This is a genomic window from Brevibacillus sedimenti (genome assembly GCF_020923495.1).
GTDB lineage: Bacteria > Bacillota > Bacilli > Brevibacillales > Brevibacillaceae > Brevibacillus > Brevibacillus aydinogluensis.
Window position 1 is genome coordinate 3,475,702 of sequence record NZ_CP064048.1, and the last position, 23,569, is coordinate 3,499,270.

Here is a 23,569-nt window from a genome sequence, read left to right on the forward strand (position 1 = left end):
GACGGATAACCGTGACGAACTCAATACATCGAACAATGATACATTATGATTCTTTCAGCCTAAATAAACAAGTATCTACTCAAGCAAAAATATTTTTGTCATTTTCTGGCAATCGGCTGAACATAAAAAAACAGCACCTTTTCACTGGTGCTGCAATTGTTGTCCACTTCACCGGACGAGCTCATCGGGTTGCGTGACCAGCCGCACTTTCGTGACGGCGCTCGTCCATCTGTCAAGAGCAACCAGATCGTCCGCATTCACGTCCCTCACAGACGTTTTCCCCAATGCGCGAATGGCAATTTTCATCTCTTCTGCAAAGGCTCGAAGCAAGTTCTCCAAAGACCGCGCCGCCTTTTCCACTTCAAACTCGTCTTTCAGGCTTCCCGTGTAGAAGGCGAGCTGCGTGGGCGGCTCCCATGGAATCGCTTTTGTCACCTGATCATGGGCCATCCCCCACAGCAGGGCCGTTCCCATATAGACGCCGTCCGCTCCAAGGGCGAGCGCTTTCAAACATCGGCCGGGCGTGGCATATCCTCCGCCGGTAAGGAGGGTGATCCGGTCTTTTACGCCCCGTTTTTTCAGATATTCCACGGCACGGGACAAGGCAAAAATCGTCGGCAGGCCAAAATCGTCTTCCAGAATAGGCTCTCCCGCTTTTGTGCCGGCATTGCCTCCGTCCAGACTGATAAAATCCACCCCGGCCTGTATAGCGGCTTCCAGATCCGCTTCCAGCTGTCCGGTGGCACACATCTTCACTCCGATGGGGATGCCTTGGGTGATGGTGCGCAGTTTCTCGACCAGGGGCTTCAAGTCCTTCGGTTCGACCAATTCCGGAAAGCGGGAAGGGACGACGAGTACCTCATCTTCCGGAGCATGCATAAGTTCACGGGCCCTTCCCTTCAGATCCTCGGGCGAAATCTCGGTCCCGGCCCCTGCAACCGCCCCTTGGCCGAGACGAATCTCGATCGCGTCCGCTTGCTGGAGAATCTCTGTCTCTTTGGCCCAGTATCCGGAATGGTACTGCAGGATGTAGTGGGCGGCGCAGGCCCTCTCTTCGGGCAGCAAAGGGCCTAAACCTGAGTTCGTCGCGGTTCCGACCGCAGCCGTTCCTTTGGCGATGGCGATTTTCACCTTTTCGGACACCCCGATCCCGTAGCCCATCGCTCCGGCCAGCAGGGGGATGTTCAGGATGAGCGGCCGTTTGGCTTGCGGGCCGATCGTAATCATCATGTCGACGGGAGCGTTTTCCGATGCGGGCAGCGTGGCAAGCTGAGCGGGAGAAAAAACCAGGTTGTCATAGAACAGATACCGGCGCGGGGTGCCAAACGGTCGTTTGATGACGTCTCCTCTGGCTGCACGCATACTGTTTTCCACGACAATCCGGGGGCTTGTCCTGGTCAGCGCCGAGACCATCTCCCAGATGTTTTCCGGGTAACGGTCTTCCATCAGCCGTTTCGTAAAGCGCCCGATCACCCATTTGATCATGGGCCGGGCAGTCGCGATGGCAATCAGAGCCGCACAGAGAATGGCCAGGCATGCGCCAATAAACGAGCCGACGAGAAATTCCCCCCAGTTGATGGTCATGACAACCTCCTTGCACTGTTTCTTCCATCATTATCCCGCTCATGCGCGCTGTCTATGCACTGATCGGCTTGGGCCTAAGCCGCGTCCCGACCGCGTTCTCAAGCATCCCTACCGTTCCTGCTCTCACGCCCGCGAATCGTGACGGTCACTGAGGAGGTTTTCTCCGAATGCTTTATTGGCTGCCGTTCACGGGGAAATAGTTCGGAAAACGCACGGTGCAAGGCCAATTCGCCGTATTCCGCCCGGTATTCCTCCATCGCGGCGGAGCGAACGATTGTTCCGTTTATGACAAAAAGCGCCCGATCCGCCACTTCGTTGGCCGCCTGCAGCTGGTGCGTGGAGAAAATCACAGAGATGCCTTCCTTTTTCAGGGTATTTACCAGATCCACGAAGGCGCCCATCCAGTACGGGTCCAATCCGTTTGTCGGCTCATCCAGCACAAGCAGTGCCGGTTTGCCCAACATGGCCTGGGCAAACAGCAAACGCTGCTGCATGCCTTTGGAAAACACGGACACTTTTTTGTTGCGGGCCTCGTGAAGACCTACCGCCTTGAGCGCCTCATCTGCTTCCGACGCTGTCCTGCCGCGAAGCGAAGCGTAAAACCGCATGCACTCGCTCGCCGTCAGCCCGGCTGGAAAATTGAAGTGGTCCGGCATATAGCCTATTTGCTGCAAATAATTGACACGATCTTGCTTCAAGTTTATTCCGTTCAGCTCAATCGTTCCCGCACTGGGTTGGGTAATTCCCACAATCATGCGGAGAATGGTGCTTTTCCCCGCCCCGTTGCCCCCGCAAACGGCAACAACCTGTCCCGGTTCGACGTGCAAATCAAACGGATGCACAATGGTTTTTCCGCCGATCGCCTTTTCCACCTGCATCATGTGCAGTCCGGTCTTAGTCACGGTATCGCCTTCTTTCCCACACCGATATCGCGGTCAGCATCGTTACGCCGATCCACATCAGGCAAAGCGCGGCAAACCCAGCAATGCCAAAAGGGGATTCCATCCAGGTTACCCACTTGTAGTACTCCGGACCGAAGATGGCGCCTCCGCCCAGGCTGACGACGGAAAACATGCGCACCAACTCAGCGGGATTCAGGCAGCTGGCCACCTGGAGTGCCGGTTTGATCCACGTATACGGCAAAAAGCTCAAGAGCGAGATCAGGAGCGTGGGCCAGGCCAGAACCAAGAAAAACCAGATGCTGACCCCGAGCGTGAGCGCCTGCCACCGATTCCGGCTGAGAGAGCCGACCACCATGGCGATCCCCAGAAACAGCAGCACAATGCAGATGGAAAACAACAGGAAAAACAGCAGGGCGGAAAGGGTGAACCCTTTTCCCAGAAGCGTGCCGGACAGCCCGGCAAACCCGTAACTAAAACACACGATGGAGACGAGCACCGCTGCCAATCCCGCGTACTTCCCCCACAAAAACGACGTGGCGGTAACGGCGTAGGTGGACAGAAGCTCCCAGCTCCCCTCCTCCTTTTCTGCCGTCACCGAAAAGGAGGCGAGCAGCATGGTCATCAAGGGGAGCAGGTACAAGATCAGGTTGAGAATAGTGCCGGTCGTATACGTGTATCCCTCCATGTAGGACTGGGATTGAATGATCAACAGGGCCAGCGTGAACAGGGAAAACAGGGCCGTGAACGAATACGCCCACGGATTGCGAAACCCGATCTGTATTTCCCGTTTGGCAATCGTCATGATGTGCACGTGTGCCACTTCCTCTATTAGTTTTGTGTTTGCTGTGCTTCTTGCGTACCGTGCTGGTTATCCTGCATGCCGTGCTGGTCGTCCTTCGAGCCATGCTGATCCGATTCTGAATCGCCCTTATGTTTCCCATGTTTTTTCATGCTTCTCTCCCAGGTGTGCTTGTCCAGTTCCTGTACGCTCATAACCAGGCCGGTTTGCTTTTCCTTGACGAACGCTTCCGCCGCTTCCTTGTCCTTGAAGGAATAGATGCCATAGCCCATTGGGGTCTCGAACGATTTGTCGTAGACATACGTCGCCTGATCGGTGTTTACCCATTGCTGGGAGAGGTAGTCGCGCACGAACTTGGCTTCCACCGGTTCGTTTTCATGCTCCTTTGTCCAGCGGTGCATGCATCCGATATCGTCAAATTTTAACACTTTCCCGTTTTGCAAAACGATTTCCGTTGCGTTGTGGTCATTGGGCACATTCATATGGCAGACGTCGCATTTGTCCACGCCTTCGACGATGTCCACCGGTTTTGCTGCCTCCTTGCCGCATCCTCCCATCAGCATGGAGAAGGTCATCACCACTGCACCAATTGTCCACTTTCGCGATTTCATGTTCGTCTCACTCCTCTATACATCATTAAACAACTTCCGCTTAACAGCAGCACACTGAGTACGCCTGTAACCGTCTGCTGTTCCGCCCGCTGTTGGTCCGTTTGCGTCTTTGCCGGAGCCAGCAACGGGGCTCCGTCCCGAATCGATGCGTCGGTCCCGGCAGTAAACAGCCCCTCCAAAAACACAAAGCCGGGCGCTTGAAAAAAGATCTGATAAGGCGGCACTGCGTCAGTCAACGCCAGGAAAAACGGGTTGAGCTGATAGGGAATATTGCTGCGGCCGTCTGCATCCAGATCAATGCCCTGCATGTCGTCCCAGTAGTTCCCCTCCAACGTGTTGGCTGTGCTGTCCTGTGCCTGCGCCTGGATGACATTGGCGACAAAATGGTTGGACGTCATGGCATTCCCTGAGGCTTGTTTGAGCTGCATCCCGACGAAGTTCAGCGTGACTTCGTTGCCTTCCAGACGGTTCCCTGTGGAGCGTTCCACGTACACTCCGACACGGTTTCCCTCGATGCGGTTCCCCTCGAATTGCGAGCCCGTTACGTCGTAGAGAAGAATCCCCTGGGCGTTGGGATTTTCCCTTTGTTTGACAAAACGATTATGCTGAACGACTGCGCCATCCGATTCCATGAGCATCGCGCCTGTCATGTTGGCACTGCCCGTGTTGCCGAGCAGTTTCGTGGCATTCGCGCTCATCAAATGGAAACCGTAGCGGGAGTTCTCCACGACATTTTGCTCGATGCGGTTATCGTTGCTGTTTTCCACATAGATGCCGTCAAACACGTTGCTGATCCGGTTGGATACGATCTGGTTGCGATGAGCGTGTTTCAAGTCGATGCCGTTTCCTTTTTTGGGCGTTACCTCCGGATTTTTGTTGACTGGTCTCAACAGATGGTGCGCGTGTTGGCTGTGATTGTGAAGACCGTTTTCATCCTTGTCCGGGTCGGTTACCATGCCGATCACACGGATGCCGCGCAGCGTATTGTCGCTGGCATTGCGAAGCTGCACCCCTGTTCCCATCGTCTCGATCACAAGGTCCTCCACAATGTTGTGGTTCCCCTTCATGACCACCGACGCTTCAGCGGCATTGATCCGGTTGTCCACGATGGTCATTCCCCGGACGACGGCACGGTCGGTCAGGACCGACAAAACAGGGCTGCTGCCGTCACTGGCAATCTCCACGCCCCCCTCTGCCTGCAGCACGATCGGTTTGGTAATGCGAATCGGCCCCTCGTATTTTCCGGCCGGAACGGTGACGACGGCTCCCGGTTGGGCCCGATCGATGATCTCCTGCAAGGAGACCGATGCGGCACTGACCCGGTCGAAACAAACGGCCCCGACCGCAAATCCGGCGATTCCCGCGGCCAACAGCATGCGAGCAATGGTGCGGTTCTTTGATCGTTCAAACAGATGTCTCCCCCCTTTTCCATAAATCTTGTCAACTCCACCACCAACATATCGCTCCCAGGGGGGTTCGTAAATGACTCAACCGGGCTATAAACCTTGACAAAAAAACAAATTTTTAATTCCCCTGACAGATTGCAGCAGGGTGGTGTCCAACCAGCAGCAACAAAAAAGCAGCACCTACTGCAGGTGCTGCAACCAATTTTTTCGTTTACGCCTTGATGGTCATGTCCCTTTTCTGAATGTCCAACACCTCTATCCTCACACTGCCGCCAAGATGATGGGTCACTAACCGTGACAGTTCTGTAAGCGCCTTATGGAACTCATCGGTTCTGGTCTCATCCAGCAATTCAATGCAGAAGAATGCATTTGTCGTCGCTTCGGTCAGCATGGTCCGTTTCGCTTCACGCCAATTCCAGCATCTGCAAACTGCGCCGGCATCATCTTTGTACACAATCTCCCCTTCATATGGCGGTTCATTTTCATCACTTCCCAATGGGATAAACAGTTCAGTGCCATTGGCCTTCGTCAGCCGCAGATCGCCTGCAAACGTGTCGATGTCTTCTCCGCCGCACGGAAGCCCATAGCGTAATGAAATCGAGTTGTAGATGTCAACGAGCGGGTTTATCGTGCCTATATGCTTGCCGTTTTTCACTCTTTTTAACAATGCTTCAATGGAACACCTTGCCCCTCGCTTGGTCTTGAACTGTTGAAACGCTTCTCGCCATACCGCAATCACCGGATTGCTGCTGAATTCCTCCAGACTCAGGAATTTGTGTGCTTCTTTCTCCGCCTCCAGCAGCATCTGCTCGTACATTTCCACATCTCGACGCGAATTATCGATGCCCTGGCAAATAACCGTGCCGATTTTTGCCTGGGGGAATAACGACCAAAAATCATCTTCAATGATAAATCTCGTCATGCCACATCTCTCCATTTCTTTTTGCCATCATCTCTTGGTACAATCGATATTTCTGCGCCACGAACGGCGTCATCACGTTTTGGAATGGGAGGGGCTCGCAAAGGCGGAGAATACCCCCAGAACGATATAGACATAACCGGTTATCCGATTTTGCAGTGCCGTATTTACGTTCATCCGTTTTCTGATACTTGCTGCAAGAAGTGCATACAGACTGTCGCTGATAAACGCCAGGAGCAAAAATATCGCGCCCAATTGCAAAAATTGCACGCTGACTGACCCGGCAGCAGGCGAGATGAATTGCGGAAAGAACGCGAGAAAAAAGAGGGCTGTCTTGGGATTCATTACTTCTACGAGCGCTGATTGGTAAAAAATCTGGATCAACTTTTTGCGGGGCACTTGTGTAACTTCCGCAGTCGTTTTGTCAGATTTCGAACATAACGTCTTGCACCCCAGATAGATCAGATACGCAGCACCCAGGTATTTCACAAGTTGAAAGGCGGTTGCTGATGTCATCAGGATTGCAGAAACGCCAATCGCACCAGCCAACACGTGAACAGAACCGCCAAGCGATACACCGAGAACGGATACCAGGCCTGCTTTCTTCCCTTCATTCATACTTCTCGCCATAATATAGAACACAGCTGGTCCAGGTATTAGTAACAGCGTTGCAGCAGCGATGACAAATAGCCAAATCGTTGAAAACTCCATGTCATGCAGCTCCTTGTTGCAGTTTTGCCCATGATCACAGCGGGCCCTTCAGTGATGAAGAAAAGCAAGATCACCCTATGTTTTTCAAATTTTCCTTCATCAGGGAGGCAATCTGTTGCTAGTTTGGAGATGGAATCTGTTCCAACTGTTTGATGACGAGCTCTTGTCTGTGTCTGGAATGGTTTTGACTGAGCTTTGCTTTGCCTTCGATCTTTTCGATTTTGATTTTGAATCCCTGCACGCCTTTGTTCATGGCTGAAAGGAGTTCAGCATCTACATCCTCCAATCGGTACGGACTGTCAGGCGCTTCATACTTCACGACCATGTCATGCATGGAACGCATGAGTTCGTGTTCATCCTCGATTAGTTCAACGTGCCCGTAAACATGAACGGTCACGTAATTCCAGGTCGGCACCGCCTGATTGGTCTCATACCAGGCGGGAGAGATATAACAATGAGGCCCGTGGAAAACGGCCAAGACCGTCTGCTGTTGAATATCATGCCACTGCGGATTCGGACGGGCAAAATGACCGTACAGATAGGTTTGCTCCTTATTTAGCAGCAGCGGCAAGTGAGTGGCAAACGGCATGCCATGATGAAGGGAGAACAATGTGGCAAAACTGTTCTCCTGTATGACCTGGTAGGCGACTGTTACGTCTTTGATCAAAAATTGCGCGGGGATATACATGACACTCCTCTCCTCCTTTTTGATTGTTACGGACAGCACATATCCTTTACACGGTATGATATAATCGAAACTGACATGTTAAAAGGTACAATTTTAAAAAATTCTACATGTCAGAGGAGGGATGGCATTGAAAACGACCATTTTTCCCTTGGATGACAACACTCCGAAATACAAACAAATCTACGAAAAATTTAAATCGTTTATTGAACAAGGTGACTTACAGGCGAATGAACCCTTGCCCTCCATTCGTCAGCTTGCCGATTCCTTGCGCGTCAGCCGCAATACAACGTTACAGGCGTATGAACAACTGGTCGCGGAAGGGTATATCCGTGTAGAAAACCGAAAAGGGTATTTTGTAAATGAAATCGAACCCCGTTTCTTTCAAAACGCGCCCCGTTCTGCTCAGCAGAAGCAAGCAGAGCCAGTCCCGCCTGTCCGCATTGATTTCCGCGCAGACGTGGTCGATCAATCGCATTTCCCTTTACAGACGTGGAGAAGGATTTCCAATCGGGTACTCACCCGAAAAGACTGCTTTCGATACGGCGATCCATTGGGTGAATGGTGCCTTCGTGAACAAATTGCAGCCTATCTGCTCCAGGCTCGCGGGGTGCTAACAGATCCACAGTCAATCATTATCGGAAGCAGTACCCAACAAATGCTTGTATACCTGGGGCATATACTGAGGGATGAGTTTGAGAGTATTATCGTGGAAGACCCTGGTTACGACGGGGCCAGGGAAGCCTTCCAGTTCCATCGTTTTGCGATTGAAACCGTGCCGGTATATGAAACAGGTGCGGATCTTTCTCAATTGGACCAAATGACATCACGCTTGATCTATGTAACCCCTTCCCATCACAGCCCATTGGGAGTAAGCATGCCGATTCAACAACGCCAAATGCTCATTCATTGGGCAAACAAGCAGGAAGGCTATATTATCGAGGACGATTATGACAGTGAATTTCGCTATACCCAACAACCGTTCCCCGCGCTCGCTTCCATCGATTCAGCCAGAGTCATTTATCTGGGGAATTTCTCAAAGTCCTTTCTGCCAGGGATACGGTTAAGCTATATGGTGCTGCCGCAGCCGCTGTTGGACCGTTACAAAAACTACTATCAACGGTTCGAGAGCACCACTTCCATTTTAAGCCAACTCACGATGGCTGCATTTATGGAAGCGGGAGAGTGGAATCGCCATATTAAACGGATGCGGCTTGTCTACAAACGAAAAATGCAGCAGTTGGTTTCAGCATTACGCCATCATTTGGGGCAGCATATATCCATTATCGGCGAGCAGTCCGGTCTGTACATCCTGGTCAAGGCAGACCTGAATCGTTCAGAAGAATGGCTCATCCAGCAAGCGCTCCTGCACGGTGTGAAAGTTTACCCTACCTCCATTTACTTCATAAAAAATCGCACCGATAAACCAATGATAAAACTGGGGTTTAGCAATCTGTCTTGTGAAGACATCCAGCTTGGTGTGAAGCTCTTGCAGCAGGCATGGTTGTAAGTCAAAAAAACAAGGCCTCTCGTCCAATCGGAAAAGAGGCCGTTTTTTATACCCATTGATGTATGTTCAGCGTGTGCCGGCTGGTACGCAAAAATGCCTGTCCACACCAGAGGCGTACATCATTTCTACGTTTCACACAGGAAACGTGCGTCCATCTTATCTGCCAGGATTTTGATTCCTGTTTCGACCGGCCAGCCCTGCAAGACCAGCAAGCCCCAACAGACCTACCCATCCCCAGTCCACATCGTTGTCTGCAGCAGTCGTTCTATACATATTGTTCATATTGTTGCCTTGGTTTACATAATTTGCGTCTGTATTCCCGGCAGCACCAGTTTCTGCATGAGCGCTGAAGCCCATGGATAGCAGTAACACCGCTGTCAAAATCATTACGCTCAATTTCCGTTGCATAAGAACCTCCTAGACCATGTAGTTACTTACCATTAGTCATTATTTCCACCAGATAAATCTTTATGCATAAGAGCGTCCCCGCCGGGGGGAGGAAGTCTCCAATACATTTCATCCGACAAGAAAAGGCTTGGCGTTTGACAAACCGCGCTCGATTGGGTAAGGTGAGAGTAACGAACGGGAAAGGGTGACAATGAAGACAATGCACAACTAATCCTATTCTTACGAAACGATCAATGGAAGGCTGCACGGCTCGGATCCCCTGTTGATCCGCTAGTCGACCAATGCCGGTTTATGACCATGACTGGTCTTGGGTTTGCTATGCCTTCAACCGCGTTTCAGAATAGGATTAGCATATTGCATTTGTCCCAGTGCGTGACCCTTTGCGGATAATATGCACCGTAACGGCGTGCATCTATGCCTCCTATTCTGAATGCAGAAAAGGGGGCTTTTTTTATCTGATCCCCCTCCTCTAATCAACCGAATCATGGGGATGATGCACGATGTTATTAGAGGCACATCACATCAAAATTTATGTAAAAGACCGCTTGCTCGTTGAAGCTCCACACCTTTATATTGGTGGGAATGACCGCATCGGACTTGTCGGACGCAATGGCAGCGGCAAAACAACGTTGATGGAAGTGCTGGCGGGAATGAAGTCACCGGATGAAGGCATGGTGACGCTCCGCGCCAGATGCGAATTCATTCCGCAATTGAAGCGAACGGATACGACCAAAAGCGGCGGCGAACTGACCCAGGAAATCATCCAGAATACGCTCTTGAAAGAGCCGGAACTGCTGTTTGCCGATGAACCGACCACCAATCTGGACACTTCTCACATCGAGTGGTTGGAGAAAAAATTGCAGAATTGGCAAGGCGCGTTCGTCATCGTCTCGCACGACCGCACCTTCCTGGATGCACTCTGCACATCGATCTGGGAAATCCGTGGCGGGAAGTTGAACGTGTACAAAGGCAATTATTCGAAGTATGCCGAGCAGCGGGAACTAGAAGACCGGCAGCACGATCAAGCATATGAACAATACATGCAGGAGAAGAAACGGCTGGAGCGTGCGATACGATTAAAGGAGGAAAAAGCCGAACGAGCGACGAAAAAACCGCGAAAAGTCTCACCTTCGGAAAGCAAAATCACCGGCGCCAAGCCCTACTTTGCCAAAAAGCAAAAAAAGATGCAGAAAACGGCCAAAGCGCTGGAGACGCGGCTGGAGAAGCTGGAAAAAGTGGAGAAACGGCGGGAGCTTCCCCCGATCCGAATGAATCTGTTGAACGAAGATACGTTCAAAGGCCGGATCATCATGCGGGTGAACGACCTGTCAGGAACGATTGAAAAGCGCATCCTCTGGCAGCCGGTGAGCTTCAATGTGCGCGGCGGCGATAAGCTCGCCATCATCGGCCCGAACGGCTGCGGCAAGACGACGCTGGTGAAGTCAATCATCCGGCCGAACGAACACGTGACGCTCTCTCCTGCCGTCAAAATCGGCTACTTCAGTCAAAACATCGATCTGCTGGACATCAACAAGTCTGTATTGGATAACGTCCGCTCCACGTCCTCACAGGATGAAACATTGATCCGAACGGTATTGGCACGACTCCACTTCTTCCGGGATGATGTCTACAAACCCGTGGCAGTATTGAGCGGCGGCGAGCGCGTCAAGGTCGCGCTGGCCAAGTTATTCGTCAGCGACGTCAATACGTTGGTGCTGGATGAGCCGACCAACTTTCTCGATATCGAGACGATCGAAGCGTTGGAATCTCTGCTGCAGGAATACGAAGGCTCAGTGTTGTTCGTTTCCCATGACCGTCGGTTTATCAAAAACATTGCGAAGCGGATTTTGGCTTTTGACCACAGCCGGATCACTGTATTCGAAGGCAGCTATGAGCAGTTTCTCACTTACGTAACGCCGGATACGGAACTGAAAAACAGGGAGGAACAACTGCTTCTGCTCGAGACGAAAATATCTGACGTTCTCAGCCGTCTGAGCCTGGAGCCGTCAGAGGAATTGGAGAAGGAGTTTCAGCTGCTGCTCGCAGAAAAGCGGAAATTACAGTCGACCTAAGGTTTGCACATAGTAAACCGGCCTTTCCCGGTATCGTGGTATCACCGTGGAAAGGCCGCTTCGTTACCCTTCTAGCATGGAACTGCCAATTATGAAGATGGCCAAAATCATTGAAATTACGGGACGGCAAACGTTTTGTGCCAAATTCATTTACCAAATACAACCAATCCCAAGAATCGGCTCCATTATGCACAACCTTTACAACTTGTCACAATCACGCCATCCATATTGTTGCCTGAGATTTCATAATGGCCATGCTCAGGCACAGGGATCGTGGTAGCTTGGGAGACTGGATAGTAATAGATGTTATAAACCTGGTTGTCGATCGTAACCGTAATGGACTGCTGTTCCTTCAAAAAATCCAGATATTCTTCGAGAACGAAATTCGCCTGGTTCATGATCGCACTGTGCGGCCAACCGACATAACGGATATGCCATGGTTCATATTGAATGCCGGTCACATCGGTTTTATCTTCTGGATAGCGTAAGATAAAGCCGTATTTCCAGGCATTTTCTTTCAGCCACTTTCCTTCGGGAGCTCGCTCCATTTTCGTTACACTTGATCCTACATCAAGTGCCAAGCCTGAATTGTGTTCGCTGTAACCTCCCGGCAAGGAGTGAGCAGGGCCCATTTCTGCATACAATTGATTTTGCTCATGAACGGTACGGTATCCGCTGTTCATCAGGAAATGATTTACTCCATCCTTTTCGGCATCTTTGACCATCTCGGAAAACTTTTGTGCGACTTCTTTTGACAGATACATATTTTGATGATGTAATCCGTAGCCTGCCAGCAATTCAGCATGCTTCGCCACATTGACGATATCTGATCGTACCCCCTCCTGGCGAACAGGATAGGTACTGTTGATTAAGAGCAGGTTTCCTTGGTAAATCTGTTCCTTTGCAATGGTTATCGTTTTTGTCAGGTTATTCTCAGCTGTACCGCGCGTTTCTATGTGGACATTGTTCCTTTGGTGAAATGGTTGAATCGCTCCTCGATCCTGAAAAAAAGGAGAATCCTTTATATAAACATAACCGGCTAAAACGAGACACAATAAAAATACCCACTTCTTCATCTTTTGCTTCCTCCTAAGTGAGCGCTTGTTGAGAGTGCCGCGCTTGCATGTGAGACGGCCTACGCGCCTGTTCTTGGTGAGGACGGCCTGTCCTCCCCGTGCTCAGCGGAAAAGGGAGACGAAATAAATGGACGGGCGGCACCTCACACCGCCCGTTTGCTCCGCCCATTGTCAACAGGCGGTTACGCTTATTTCACAGGGAAATCAAAATACGTATTGGGATAGGGTTCGTTTCGTAACACATAGTGCCACCATTCGAATTGATAGGATTCGAACCCGCTGTTTTCCATAATGGAACGCAAAAGTCTGCGATTTTGCAATTCCATGTCTGTAATCCCTTTGGCCTCATGATGTGAACGCTCATCCAACAAATCGAAGCTGCCTCCCATGGAAACAAGTTCACCCGTATCCAAGTGGTACAGCGTAAGATCAATTGCACTCCCGCGGCTGTGACTTGATTGTGACGCAATATATCCCTTTGCCACCAGCTCGGATCGCTCGATATTCGGATAGAATCTTTCTTTTGTGCGGTAGTCTTCCGGTTGTTCACACCAGCGCATGAAGCACTCTACCGCACGCTTGGGCCGGTACCCGTCCCATAACAGCAAACCGTACCCAAGAGCCGCCGCCCGCTTCTGCGCTTCCAGCAGCGCAAGGGCCAAGGCATGTGTTCCCACGATGCGATTGACTTCATAACCGTCTACGGGTTTTCCCGTAAAATTGTCCCACGTGGCGTATTTGGCGTCCCAGCGAACACCGGGCAGTATTTCATCCAAATAAACAAATCCCTGTTCCATGCTGATCACCTCTCTAACGCTAATACGATCAGGCGGTCAATCAATTCGGAAAGCGTTATGCCTGCAGCAGCCATCATGCGGGGATATCGGCTGTATGAAGTGAAGCCGGGCAAGGTATTGACTTCGTTAAGCACAATGCTGCCGTTCTCTTGTAAAAACATATCAACACGGGCAAGACCGCTGCAGCCGAGCGCCTTGTATATTTGTTTGGCCGTTTCCTGTATCCGTCTTCGCTCCTCTGCCGACAGGTCTGCGGGAACGTTGATCTCTGCGTTTTCAGAGCCTTTTTCCGGTTCGGCTTCCTGATGAATGCGAAAGAAACCGTGCCGCAGCCTGATTTGGTCTACCTCGCCAACAATCAATTCGGCGCTGTTTCCCAATACGGCACAGCCGACCTCACAGCCCGATACAGCCTGCTCAATCAAGATTTTGCTGTCATATTGTCTAGCCGTTTCAATGGCCGCGTCCAATTCATCCGCACTGTTGACTTTTGTCACGCCAAAGGATGAGCCTGAACGCGCCGGCTTCACAAAAACCGGATAGGGAAGCGCTTCTGCCGCCAGGCTCTCGTCATGATTCAAGATCCAAAATTCAGGAGTCGCGATGCCAGCGTTTTTGGCAAGGATGTATGCCAGCGATTTGTCCATACATATCGCGGAGCTTTGAATATCGCAGCCTACATAGGGGATTCCGGATAATTCAAACAAACCTTGAATTGATCCATCTTCACCCGACTTTCCGTGCAAAACCGAAAATGCTGCATCAACGCGGCGGATTTCAAATTCGTTGTCCTTTAGCACAATCAATCCGTGCATGTGTTTATCCGGCGAGAGCACGGCTGAACAACAATTGCCGTTTTCCCAGTCCGGGCGCGGTTTTTCGCACAGTTTCCAAACACCCGATTTCGTAATGCCGATGAAAATCGGCTCGTATTTATCGGTATTAATGTTGGCGGCGATCTCAACAGCCGATTTTACCGACACATCATGCTCCTCCGAGCAGCCGCCAAAGAGGATGGCAACTTTGATTTTATCCATGAGCCAGACTCCTTTCAAAATCCATACAGTTTTGGACAGTTTTTTCAACGATTTCACGCAGTGCCTGTTCGGTATAGTAAGCCGTATGCGGCGTGATAATCACGTTTGGCATCCGCTGCAGTTTCTGAAAAAATGGATGGTCAATTGGTTTTTGGGTGTAATCGCAGTAGAAAAGCCCCTCTTCTCCCTCCAATACATCCAATGCGGCGCCGCCAAGTTTTCCGTTTTCCAACGCTTGAACCAGCGCAGCGGTATCAATGAGCGCACCGCGCCCTGTATTGATAATCAACGCGCCTTGCTTCATTCTTCGTATTTGTTCGCGGCCGATCATATGGCGCGTATCCGCATTGAGCGGTACATGAAGCGTAACAATGTCGCTCGTTTGCAGCAGCGTATCAAACGGAACATAATTCGCCTCGATTTTTTGGCTGCGACTATAAGCCAGCACCCGACAGCCAAATCCCCGCAGCCGCTCCATAACCGCTTCGCCGATACAGCCAGTCCCCACCACGCCGACCGTCATGTCGCTCAGCACCTTGCCGCGGACGCCGTCCAGCCTGAAATCGTGTTTTTCCACAGAGCGCATCAGCGATTTCGCGTTGCGTACCGCCATGAGCATCAGCATCATGGTATAATCGGCTACGCTATCCGGCGCATACGTCACATTGTCGACAGCAATGCCCAATCTCTTGGCAGCAGCCGTATCGATATGATTGCAGCCGACGCTTCGGGTCGAAATGTATTTCACGCCGGCTCGCTTCAGCGCGAGAAGGATAGAGGCAGAAACCTCGGTTTTGTGCCCCACGCTGATACATTCATGGGCGTATTTTGCGTTGGCTTCTGACACAGGGTCGTGAATGATCGTGGGAATCACGCCAAAACGCGGCGAAACGGCACGGAATGCATCTGCCTCATCCTGCTCGCATCCATAAACGGTGATGTTCATGTGTTTCAATAGGAAGTCCCCTCCTTTCAGCGAAAGGCACCCTTTTTCCATTGTGAACACCTGTTGTGCCCAAACGAAAAAGCTCGTTCTTACGGGTTTAAGTCTACCGCATAAGAACGAGCCATTTTTTAATAGGAACTTGTTATTTTCCTAAGAAAAAGTGGAGATTACCTTTAGATTTTCTTAAGAATCCATATTCGTTTCTCAGGAACTCCGTTTATCCAATTCTGGCAAGGCCGGGAGCTCTACCGTGAACGTCGTGCAGTTATCATCACTTTCCGCGTAAATCTGTCCGCCGTGCTGAACGACGATTTCTTTAGCAATCGCCAATCCAAGTCCCGCGCCGCCCGTATCGGAGGAACGGGCATTGTCCAGCCTGTAAAACTTCTCAAAGATGGTAGCAAGCTTGTCTTCGGGAATGCTGCCGGTGTTTTTAAACGCGATGGACACCTTGTCCCCGGAGAGACCCGCTGTAATTTCAATCAAGCTGTTGTGCTCGCTGTATGCAACGGCGTTTTTCAAAATGTTGTTAAAGACCCTCGCCAGCTTGTCGGGATCACCGTATACAGTCAAATCCTCGGGAGCGTGCAGAACCGCCTGTTTTCCATTTGCGGCAAGCAGAGGATAAAATTCATCAATCATCTGCACGAGCATATAGTACAGGTCAATGTGCTTTTTCGTAAGCGTAATCGTTTGGAGGTTATACCGCGTAATCTCAAAAAACTCGTCGACCAGATGTTCGAGGCGAGACGCCTTGTCCAACGCAATCCGCACATACTTTTCCTTCTGCTTCTCCGGCATGTCCGGCGCCTCGTCTAGCAGGCTCAAATAGCCGATGACAGATGTAAGCGGAGTTTTAATATCATGCGCCAGGTACATGACAACCTCATTCTTTCGTCGTTCGGCCAGTTTGGCATCCTGCTCCCGCTTTTCCAGCGTCTGTTTTAATGTGTTGAGCTTCTGTTCCATGAACCCCAATTCCGGAGAAAGCTCTATTTGCTTGTCCTCGTTTTGAATCAGGATGTCAATGCCGGAATTGATCTCGTCGAAGTATGTTGCGAATTTTGAAATCATGATGCGGCACAGAAGCAGAAAACTGATGGCAATCGCCGTAAAAATAATGAGTTCCATATTGTTGCGAAAAACATACTGATAAATCATCATCGCTTCCAGACGCCTCAGGTAAAAGATGTCTTCCAGTAACCGCACGATCCAATCCCCAAGTTCCCCCTGAATCAGGAAACGAATAGACAGCACCAATCCAACGGCTGCCACAGCATTCAAAAGGATATACACGTAGAGTTTTCGTGTCAGCTGGGAATAATCTATTCTTTTATTTGTCAATTTTATAGCCAACTCCCCATACGGTTTTTATATACTTCGGATTATCCATGTTCTCGTTCATTTTTTTGCGCAAATTCCGGATATGCACGGAAATGGTGTTGTTGCTCTTGCTGTAATATTCGTCGCCCCAGATCGCGTGAAATAACTCCTCAGAGCTGACCACTTTCCCCTTGTTTTCACAAAGAATGCGCAGAATGGAAAATTCAGTAGGCGTGAGGGATAGAGGTTTTTCGTTCAAAAAACATTCGTGTGTGTTTATATCAAGAACGAGGCCAGAGTGGACAATAACATGTTCATGTTGCGCCGCAACTCCGCTGTATTTCTTGTAACGGCGCAGCTGCGCCTTGACCCGTGCAATTAACTCCAGCGGGCGAAAGGGCTTCGTGATATAATCGTCCGCCCCGATTGTCAGCCCGGTAATTTTATCCACCTCTGAATCTTTCGCGGTCAGCATGATGATGGGATAGTTGTGCTTTTCACGTATCTGCTGGCAAATCGAAAGGCCGCTCGAACCAGGAAGCATAACATCCAGTATCGCGAGGTCAAGCACGGTATTCTCGATGCATTCCAACGCTTCTTTGGCAGTATAGCATTTGAACACGGTATAATTCTCATTTTTCAAGTACAGCTCAACCAAATCGGCAATTTCCCGTTCATCGTCCACAACAAGTATTTTATCGCTCATAGCTATTACTACTCCTTTATGGTTTTGCTTTTCTCCATCGGGCTCTTCACCCGGACAGATCCCAAAGAAACCACTGAACACTGACATCAACGATGATGTCTGATTACAGTGTTTCATTATATACGAACGATTGTTGGATTGCATTGTTCCACAAATCCCTATTTATGGTGCAAAAGAGAAATTGCATTATAGACCGTAAGCAAAAAATACTTCGAAGGAATTCGCACAACGGCGAATTCAACACCCGAAGTGCCGGAGCGCTAGGGTTCATAGTATTGGCGAAAACCTTTCGTTATGAATCTAATGAAAATGGAAATGTGATAAAATAGCAGTGATGGAAATTCTTCTTTTTCAGCTTCTATTCCATGTTTTCCGTGGGGCTGCGTTGACTCCCGGACTGGAGACGGCCAGCGCCGCGGACAGCAGCTTGTAAGACAGCACCAGTCCCCCTTCACGCAACAGCGGCAGGTAGAATGATCAATCCCATCGAAAGTCATAATGGTCTGTCAGGATGTCAATTCTCTTGCCGTCAATTTCAATTGTGCGGTCATCAATCCATTTCGGCTCTTCAAATTGATTGCCGCTAATCCAAAATACATTCCGCCGTTGATCGCCATATTCAATTTCTCCGATGTAGCTATAGTCAGACCGCAGCAAAACCCCTCCCATTACATACGTTTTTAGTACATAATGACCATCAGGTGACACACTTTCGGACACTACTTGAAGCCTCTTCGTATTAACGCTTTCAAGGCTGGGATAGAACCGAACCTTTATACCGACGGCGAATGCCATTAAGAGGATAACGATAATGATAGAGCGCCAATGCAAGCGCCATTTCATGTTTCTCACTCCCATTTCCGATATCGTCCAACTCTCCGTGCAATCTCCCTGGCTTGGCCATTTCCCAAAATTACTCCGCAAAAACACCAGACGATCTTTTCATTTGATTGTGATACGTAAAAGGTACTTACATGAAAAGGGGTTCTTCATTTGATTGCTCTTTTTCCTTATGCAGTCGCGTTTTTGAGTCGAATCGTCAGTAAAGTTTGACAGCGAAAAAATGTGATGTGACGACAAGGGAGGTTCATCCAACGTGAATCGTTCTATTACTTTACCCGAAGCCATCGCGCTATATATTACAGCGATTCTTGGCTCAGGGACTCTCTTTTTGTCTTCGAGTACAGCGACTGTGGCGGGGCCCGCCTCTATTGTTGCTTGGATGATGATGGTCCTGTTCAGCTTCCCGCTCGCCTATACATTTGCCGCGTTATCCCGTTCGTACCCCGACGCCGGGGGCGCAGCGACGTTTGCGCGCATGGCTTTCGGGGAGCATGCCGGAAATCTCGTGGGATGGTTTTATTTTTTGGCAGCGGCGGTCGGACAGATTATTGTGTCGTTGACAGGCGCTGCGTACATCGGAGCCGCCTTTGACTTCTCCGCTATGGAAAATGCCCTGATTGCCTGCTTCATGTTGCTTATCGGAGGTCTGTCCAATCATTTCGGTGTTCGGATAAGCGGCAAATTGTCTTTGGTGCTCAGTATACTTTTGCTCCTGTTGTTGTGTATTGCAGTGGCGGTCACATTGCCATACGTTCGCTGGGATCACTTCCATCCCTTTGCGCCAAAAGGATGGTATCCTGTAGGAACAGCTGTGATTATGATTTTTTGGTCCTTTTTCGGCTGGGAGGCAATCTGCAGTCTGGCTGACCGCTTCAAACATCCAGAGAAAGATTTGGTGCGCAGTGCTCTCCTTAGTGCGGTGATCATCGGCATCGTGTTTCTTCTGCTCAGTTTTATGACAATCGGCAGTGGAACGTATGGAAATGTGGAAAGTGATTCATCCCCTATCGGAATCATGATTCATCGCGCTTTGGGATTTGAAGCACAGCTGATTACCGCTATGTTGGCCTTGATCATATGTACGGGTACGATCAATGCGTATGTTGCCAGTCTGGCTCAACTCGGTTACGCATTAGGGCGAGATCAAGCGCTGCCTGCCTGGTTTCATTATTTACACCCCCGAACCAGGACGCCTACGCGCGTCGTTTGGCTGGTCGTCATTTTTGCCGGATTGGGGGCCATCCTGACCGCGTTTTTACAAATTCATTTTACCCAATTGCTGTACATCCCGAATTCCCTGGGTATTTCTGTTTATATCATCTCGATGCTTGCCGCCCTCACCTTGTACAAAAGAAGAACCACACCATGGATGAGCAGTCTGGTCTCCTTGATCGTGCTTGTTCTTGCCGTTCCTTTTCTGGGTTTTCACTTGTTGGTCCCCGCTGTGGTGTGTGTTGTGTATTTTCTATACAGGAAAGCGACAGGAAAACGTAAAATCCAGTATCGAAATGATATGTAACACGCAAAGGAGGAAGGCAATGAAGATTCAACGTGAAACCATGTGGGAAGCCGTTGTTCAGTGTAATGCAATGTATGACGGATGCTTCTACTATGCCGTGAAAACAACGGGAATCTTCTGCCGCCCCTCATGCAAATCCAAGACACCCAAACAAGAGAATGTCGAGTTCTTTTTTCATATAGCAGAGGCATTGCAAAAAGGGTATAGACCTTGTAAACGGTGCCGTCCGGATCTGGCTCAGTCCACGTATGACCCCAATCACGAAGTCATTCAAGAAGTACAACACATTTTGGAGAACGAATACGATAAACCATGGACGCAGCAAACATTGTCCAAACGGATTGGAATGAGTTCGTACCATCTACAGCGGTTGTTCAAGAAACAAACAGGAATCAGTCCAAAACAGTATTTATACCACATTCGCATTGAACAGGCGAAACGTTTACTGTTACAGGGAGAGAAAAATAATACGGAAATCTGTTTTTTGGTAGGCTTCAATGATACTGCCCATTTTTATCACGTGTTTCGCAAACTCACCGGCTTTTCTCCGTTAGCGTTTAAACATCAACATTCCTAAACGTTGCGAAAGAGGACGTCATTGCCAGCTGCCGGGTAAAGAAATCCGTGTTATCCCCAAAGCGCATTTCTCTTCGTTGCTGAAAATGTTCGGCTTGCCACACACTCCTCTTCCAAGGATAATATGGTATTACATGTATGTACAGGTTTATTTTGTTTGCAGCTTTTTGAGCAGGAGGTGCAGCTCTCGGATGAATGCTTTTCGAAAAGGTTCCCTTTTTTGGAGGATTGTAAGCGGACTGGCAGGTTTCTTGCTAGCTTTCCTTGTATGGTATTTTTCAGTTGTCCATCAAACCTTAAACGTTTTGGACTTGTTTCTTGTGCTTTATATCGTCCTTCCAGCCGTATTCGCTTTTGTTGTCTTCTTCATTCGTACCCCCATCATCGCGATTCCTTTCATTTTTACGCTCTCGTTAAGCCTTTTCTTGTTATTCAGTTCCGCACTGATCTGGTACGAAGGAACCAAACACCTCATTTTGGAGTGACGTACTGCACTCCAGCGGACATAAGTTACTTGCTCACCAAATTCCAATATTTTTAGATTAAGGAAAAAAATGAGCGTCATCAGCTGTTTGTCGATTTGAAAATCAATAAGAAAACCGGCCCGTTTTCTGATCATTTACGCGAGATGATAAAAACTTTCGAGGATGATGGAAATACAGAAGTGGAAGTACATCAAGTAGTGAAAGTAGATAAAGGTGAATTCCTTATTATCTTGAATGTAAGTTCTGAGGAATAGGAGCACGCTTGGCACCCACGCGGTGCCTTTTCTTTTGGAGGTGGGTGATGTGAAGTACGTTTTATCCGGAACTGATGTGTCAACGTATCAGCCCGAGGACGTGAAGGAGCGAATCCAGGGGCTTACTGCGTTGCACGATTTTACGCCTGCGTTCAGTCATCTCATGACAGAGGAAGAGTTGGCTGCCAGACAGGCGGAATTCACGGCAGTTGAGCATCCTGTGGTTCGCACCCACCCGGAAACCGGGCTCTTCGTGAATCCATCCTTTACAACCCGAATCTTCGGGCTTGATCCAGATGAAAGCGAAAAACTGCTGCAATATCTATTCCGTCAAGCGCATGTCCCCGAGTACCAGGTGCGCTTTCGTTGAGAGCCAAATTCTATTGCCTTCTGGGATTACCGGGCGACGCAACATTACGCGGTATCCGATTGTTATCCTCACCCGTGTAAAGCTGAACGCGTTGCCATTGTCGGCGATCGTCCTTATTAGGTATCCAGCAAACGTGAAGAGAAATGGAACCGTAACTGGTTCCATTTCTGCCTGAATTCAAACTGTTTTTTATTGAGTGTCCGCAAGGAAACGATCTTCCATCGTTTCCAGGCCGGAAGGCCTGCACATTCAAACAGCCGCTCCGTTGCCTTCATTATAGATATCTCCCCCTAGAACGTGACTTCACAGTCGAGAAACCGAACCAGCAATGGGTGCCCATTTTACCCAGTTTCGTGTAGGAGATCAATAAATTTTCTTATCAGCAAGAAAGACTTTTTTTCAACGACAATACGCTTGTCCTGAAGACCTTTTGGAAAGCATTTGAAAAGAAAAAAGGATGTAAATGGACTGATACAGCGATCATGGCTACCAGTACACGTCCCGTGCGTACCACAAGATGCTGTTGAAGGTTGAAACACGAATTAGTATGACCCTAAGGGGCAATTGTTTGGAAAGTTTCCCCTATTAAGGGTTTACAAAATGTCGATCAGCATTATAAAAGAGTCTATAAACTATTTTGTGTAAACTCCTAACCTTCAAAATAGAGTACAATGAATTCTAAGAAAGGTTGGGAGAGCCCATGAGCCTGATGACCAAAGAGCAACTCAAGCAGTGGATCAAGGAAAAGAACATGCAATCGGTGGAAGACGTCCAATCGGCCCTGAAGGAGTTGTTTGCCGACACCCTTCAAGAGATGCTGGAAGCCGAACTGGAGACATCTCTTGGCTACGCCAAGCACGACACGAAAAACAAGAAAACCACCAACAGCCGGAACGGCTACAGCAAGAAAAAGGTGCGTTCCGAGTACGGCGATGTGGACATTCAGGTTCCGCGTGACCGGGCCGGTGAGTTTGAGCCGACCATCGTCAAAAAGAACCAAACGAACGTGACGGGTATCGAAGACCAAATCATTGCCATGTATGCCAAGGGTGTTTCTACCCGCGACATTCAGGATCACCTGCAGCAGCTCTACGGCATCGAGGTTTCTCCTACCCTCATCTCCAACGTGACCAACAAGATCGTCCCGCTGATCAAAGAATGGCAAAACCGTCCTTTGCAGGCTGTATATGCGGTCGTGTTCCTGGATGCCATTCACTTCAAGGTGAAACAAGACGGTGCCATCGTCAACAAAGCCGCCTACATGGCCATTGGCATTGACTTGGAAGGCCACAAAGATGTACTTGGCATCTGGATCGGGGAAAATGAATCGGCAAAGTTCTGGCTTCATGTCGTAAACGAGTTGAAAAACCGGGGCGTGCAAGACATCCTCATTACCTGTGTGGACAATCTTCGCGGCTTCTCCGAGGCCATTTCCGCTTGCTATCCCATCACGGAAATCCAGAAGTGCATCATCCACCAGATTCGCAACTCGATCAAATACGTTTCCTACAAAGACATCAAGAAGATCACGTCGGCCCTGCAGCCGATTTATAAAGCGGCCACGGAAGAGGCCGCCTTGGAAGAACTGAATCAATTCGAGCAGACGTGGGGACAAAAGTACCCCCTTATTGTCCGTTCCTGGCGTACGAACTGGGCGGAAATCTCCACCTTCTTCAAGTACTCACCCGAAATTCGCAAACTGATCTACACAACCAATGTCATTGAGAGCTACCATCGCCAACTGAGAAAAGTCACCAAAGGAAAAGCCATTTTCCCTACAGACGAAGCCCTGCTCAAAATGCTCTACCTGGCAACCATGGATGTGTTACGAAAGTGGACGGGGAGAGTTCAGAACTGGGGCCAAATTCTGTTACAACTGTCCGTTCAGTTTCCGGAGCGAGTTCAACCATATCTCCGCTGAGCCTAACGGCTATTGGAGTTTACACAAAATCATTGACAGACCCTTATAAAAGCTTCATCCTCGAATGGATAAATTAGGTGATGAAGCTTTTATATTTATCTATTGTTTA

Annotated in this window: 21 protein-coding genes and 1 pseudogene; 6 read left to right on the forward strand and 16 right to left on the reverse strand. The window is 49.5% G+C overall.

The genetic code is table 11. From position 1 onward, the window contains the following. Positions 1–168: 168 nt before the first annotated feature. The 8 genes from IRT44_RS17000 to IRT44_RS17035 all read right to left on the reverse strand — a co-directional run bounded on the left by IRT44_RS17000 (position 169) and on the right by IRT44_RS17035 (position 7,620). Positions 169–1,584 (reverse strand): FMN-binding glutamate synthase family protein, encoded by a 1,416-nt coding sequence (locus tag IRT44_RS17000; RefSeq protein ID WP_230077052.1) that lies wholly within the window; start codon positions 1,582–1,584, stop codon positions 169–171. 98 nt (positions 1,585–1,682) lie between these two features. Continuing rightward, positions 1,683–2,486, reverse strand: a complete 804-nt coding sequence (locus IRT44_RS17005) for an ABC transporter ATP-binding protein (protein ID WP_230077053.1) — start codon at positions 2,484–2,486, stop codon at positions 1,683–1,685. Then, on the reverse strand, positions 2,479–3,297 hold the full coding sequence (locus IRT44_RS17010) for an ABC transporter permease (protein WP_230077054.1): 819 nt from the start codon (positions 3,295–3,297) through the stop codon (positions 2,479–2,481). The genes IRT44_RS17005 and IRT44_RS17010 overlap by 8 nt, the downstream gene beginning before the upstream one ends. A 17-nt stretch (positions 3,298–3,314) precedes the next feature. Continuing rightward, positions 3,315–3,896: a nitrous oxide reductase accessory protein NosL gene (locus IRT44_RS17015; RefSeq protein ID WP_230077055.1), complete on the reverse strand. Its 582-nt coding sequence runs from the start codon at positions 3,894–3,896 to the stop codon at positions 3,315–3,317. Continuing rightward, positions 3,893–5,272, reverse strand: coding sequence for a right-handed parallel beta-helix repeat-containing protein (locus tag IRT44_RS17020; protein ID WP_171564558.1), 1,380 nt, complete (start codon positions 5,270–5,272; stop codon positions 3,893–3,895). The genes IRT44_RS17015 and IRT44_RS17020 overlap by 4 nt, the downstream gene beginning before the upstream one ends. A 241-nt stretch (positions 5,273–5,513) precedes the next feature. After that, a complete protein-coding gene (locus IRT44_RS17025) occupies positions 5,514–6,224 on the reverse strand; it encodes a B3/B4 domain-containing protein (protein ID WP_230077056.1) in 711 nt (236 codons plus the stop codon). A gap of 72 nt (positions 6,225–6,296) precedes the next feature. Further along, complete coding sequence (locus IRT44_RS17030) at positions 6,297–6,932, reverse strand: LysE family translocator (protein ID WP_230077057.1); 636 nt, start codon at positions 6,930–6,932, stop codon at positions 6,297–6,299. A gap of 118 nt (positions 6,933–7,050) precedes the next feature. Continuing rightward, positions 7,051–7,620 (reverse strand): FMN-binding negative transcriptional regulator, encoded by a 570-nt coding sequence (locus IRT44_RS17035; protein WP_230077058.1) that lies wholly within the window; start codon positions 7,618–7,620, stop codon positions 7,051–7,053. A 127-nt stretch (positions 7,621–7,747) separates the two neighbouring features. Between IRT44_RS17035 and IRT44_RS17040 the strand changes: the two genes are divergently transcribed. After that, the gene (locus IRT44_RS17040) at positions 7,748–9,127 is read left to right on the forward strand and encodes a MocR-like pyridoxine biosynthesis transcription factor PdxR (protein ID WP_409978422.1); all 1,380 of its coding nucleotides are present in this window, start codon (positions 7,748–7,750) and stop codon (positions 9,125–9,127) included. A gap of 156 nt (positions 9,128–9,283) precedes the next feature. Here the strand turns inward: IRT44_RS17040 and IRT44_RS17045 are convergent, their stop codons facing one another. After that, positions 9,284–9,535, reverse strand: a complete 252-nt coding sequence (locus IRT44_RS17045) for a WGxxGxxG family protein (protein ID WP_171564553.1) — start codon at positions 9,533–9,535, stop codon at positions 9,284–9,286. 500 nt (positions 9,536–10,035) lie between these two features. Between IRT44_RS17045 and IRT44_RS17050 the strand changes: the two genes are divergently transcribed. Next, positions 10,036–11,607 (forward strand): Vga family ABC-F type ribosomal protection protein, encoded by a 1,572-nt coding sequence (locus IRT44_RS17050; RefSeq protein ID WP_230077060.1) that lies wholly within the window; start codon positions 10,036–10,038, stop codon positions 11,605–11,607. Positions 11,608–11,792: 185 nt separating this feature from the next. On the opposite strand, the gene vanY is transcribed toward IRT44_RS17050, so the two are convergent. The 7 genes from vanY to IRT44_RS17085 all read right to left on the reverse strand — a co-directional run bounded on the left by vanY (position 11,793) and on the right by IRT44_RS17085 (position 18,335). Next, a complete protein-coding gene (vanY, locus tag IRT44_RS17055) occupies positions 11,793–12,683 on the reverse strand; it encodes a VanY-A/VanY-F/VanY-M family D-Ala-D-Ala carboxypeptidase (protein ID WP_230077061.1) in 891 nt (296 codons plus the stop codon). A 188-nt stretch (positions 12,684–12,871) separates the two neighbouring features. Beyond that, on the reverse strand, positions 12,872–13,480 hold the full coding sequence (vanX, locus tag IRT44_RS17060; RefSeq protein WP_171564549.1) for a D-Ala-D-Ala dipeptidase VanX: 609 nt from the start codon (positions 13,478–13,480) through the stop codon (positions 12,872–12,874). Between the two features lie 5 nt (positions 13,481–13,485). Then, on the reverse strand, positions 13,486–14,517 hold the full coding sequence (gene vanA, locus IRT44_RS17065) for a D-alanine--(R)-lactate ligase (protein ID WP_212133175.1): 1,032 nt from the start codon (positions 14,515–14,517) through the stop codon (positions 13,486–13,488). Beyond that, positions 14,510–15,514, reverse strand: coding sequence for a D-lactate dehydrogenase VanH (gene vanH / locus IRT44_RS17070; protein WP_371808867.1), 1,005 nt, complete (start codon positions 15,512–15,514; stop codon positions 14,510–14,512). Before vanH ends, vanA begins: the two co-directional genes overlap by 8 nt. A 153-nt stretch (positions 15,515–15,667) precedes the next feature. Beyond that, on the reverse strand, positions 15,668–16,819 hold the full coding sequence (gene vanS / locus IRT44_RS17075; protein WP_230077062.1) for a vancomycin resistance histidine kinase VanS: 1,152 nt from the start codon (positions 16,817–16,819) through the stop codon (positions 15,668–15,670). Continuing rightward, positions 16,797–17,492, reverse strand: a complete 696-nt coding sequence (gene vanR / locus IRT44_RS17080) for a VanR-ABDEGLN family response regulator transcription factor (RefSeq protein ID WP_171564545.1) — start codon at positions 17,490–17,492, stop codon at positions 16,797–16,799. Before vanR ends, vanS begins: the two co-directional genes overlap by 23 nt. Positions 17,493–17,969: 477 nt before the next feature. After that, positions 17,970–18,335, reverse strand: coding sequence for a DUF5412 family protein (locus tag IRT44_RS17085; RefSeq protein ID WP_230077063.1), 366 nt, complete (start codon positions 18,333–18,335; stop codon positions 17,970–17,972). 253 nt (positions 18,336–18,588) lie between these two features. On the opposite strand from IRT44_RS17085, the gene IRT44_RS17090 reads away from it, so the two are divergent. The 4 genes and pseudogenes from IRT44_RS17090 (at position 18,589) to IRT44_RS17105 (ending at position 23,460) form a co-directional block, all read left to right on the forward strand. Continuing rightward, a complete protein-coding gene (locus tag IRT44_RS17090; RefSeq protein ID WP_230077064.1) occupies positions 18,589–19,854 on the forward strand; it encodes an APC family permease in 1,266 nt (421 codons plus the stop codon). A gap of 19 nt (positions 19,855–19,873) precedes the next feature. Next, positions 19,874–20,431: a bifunctional transcriptional activator/DNA repair enzyme AdaA gene (locus tag IRT44_RS17095; protein ID WP_230077065.1), complete on the forward strand. Its 558-nt coding sequence runs from the start codon at positions 19,874–19,876 to the stop codon at positions 20,429–20,431. A 772-nt stretch (positions 20,432–21,203) separates the two neighbouring features. Further along, a pseudogene (locus IRT44_RS17100) lies at positions 21,204–21,659 on the forward strand (TauD/TfdA dioxygenase family protein). A 580-nt stretch (positions 21,660–22,239) separates the two neighbouring features. Then, a complete protein-coding gene (locus IRT44_RS17105) occupies positions 22,240–23,460 on the forward strand; it encodes an IS256 family transposase (protein WP_230076618.1) in 1,221 nt (406 codons plus the stop codon). Positions 23,461–23,569 lie beyond the last annotated feature (109 nt).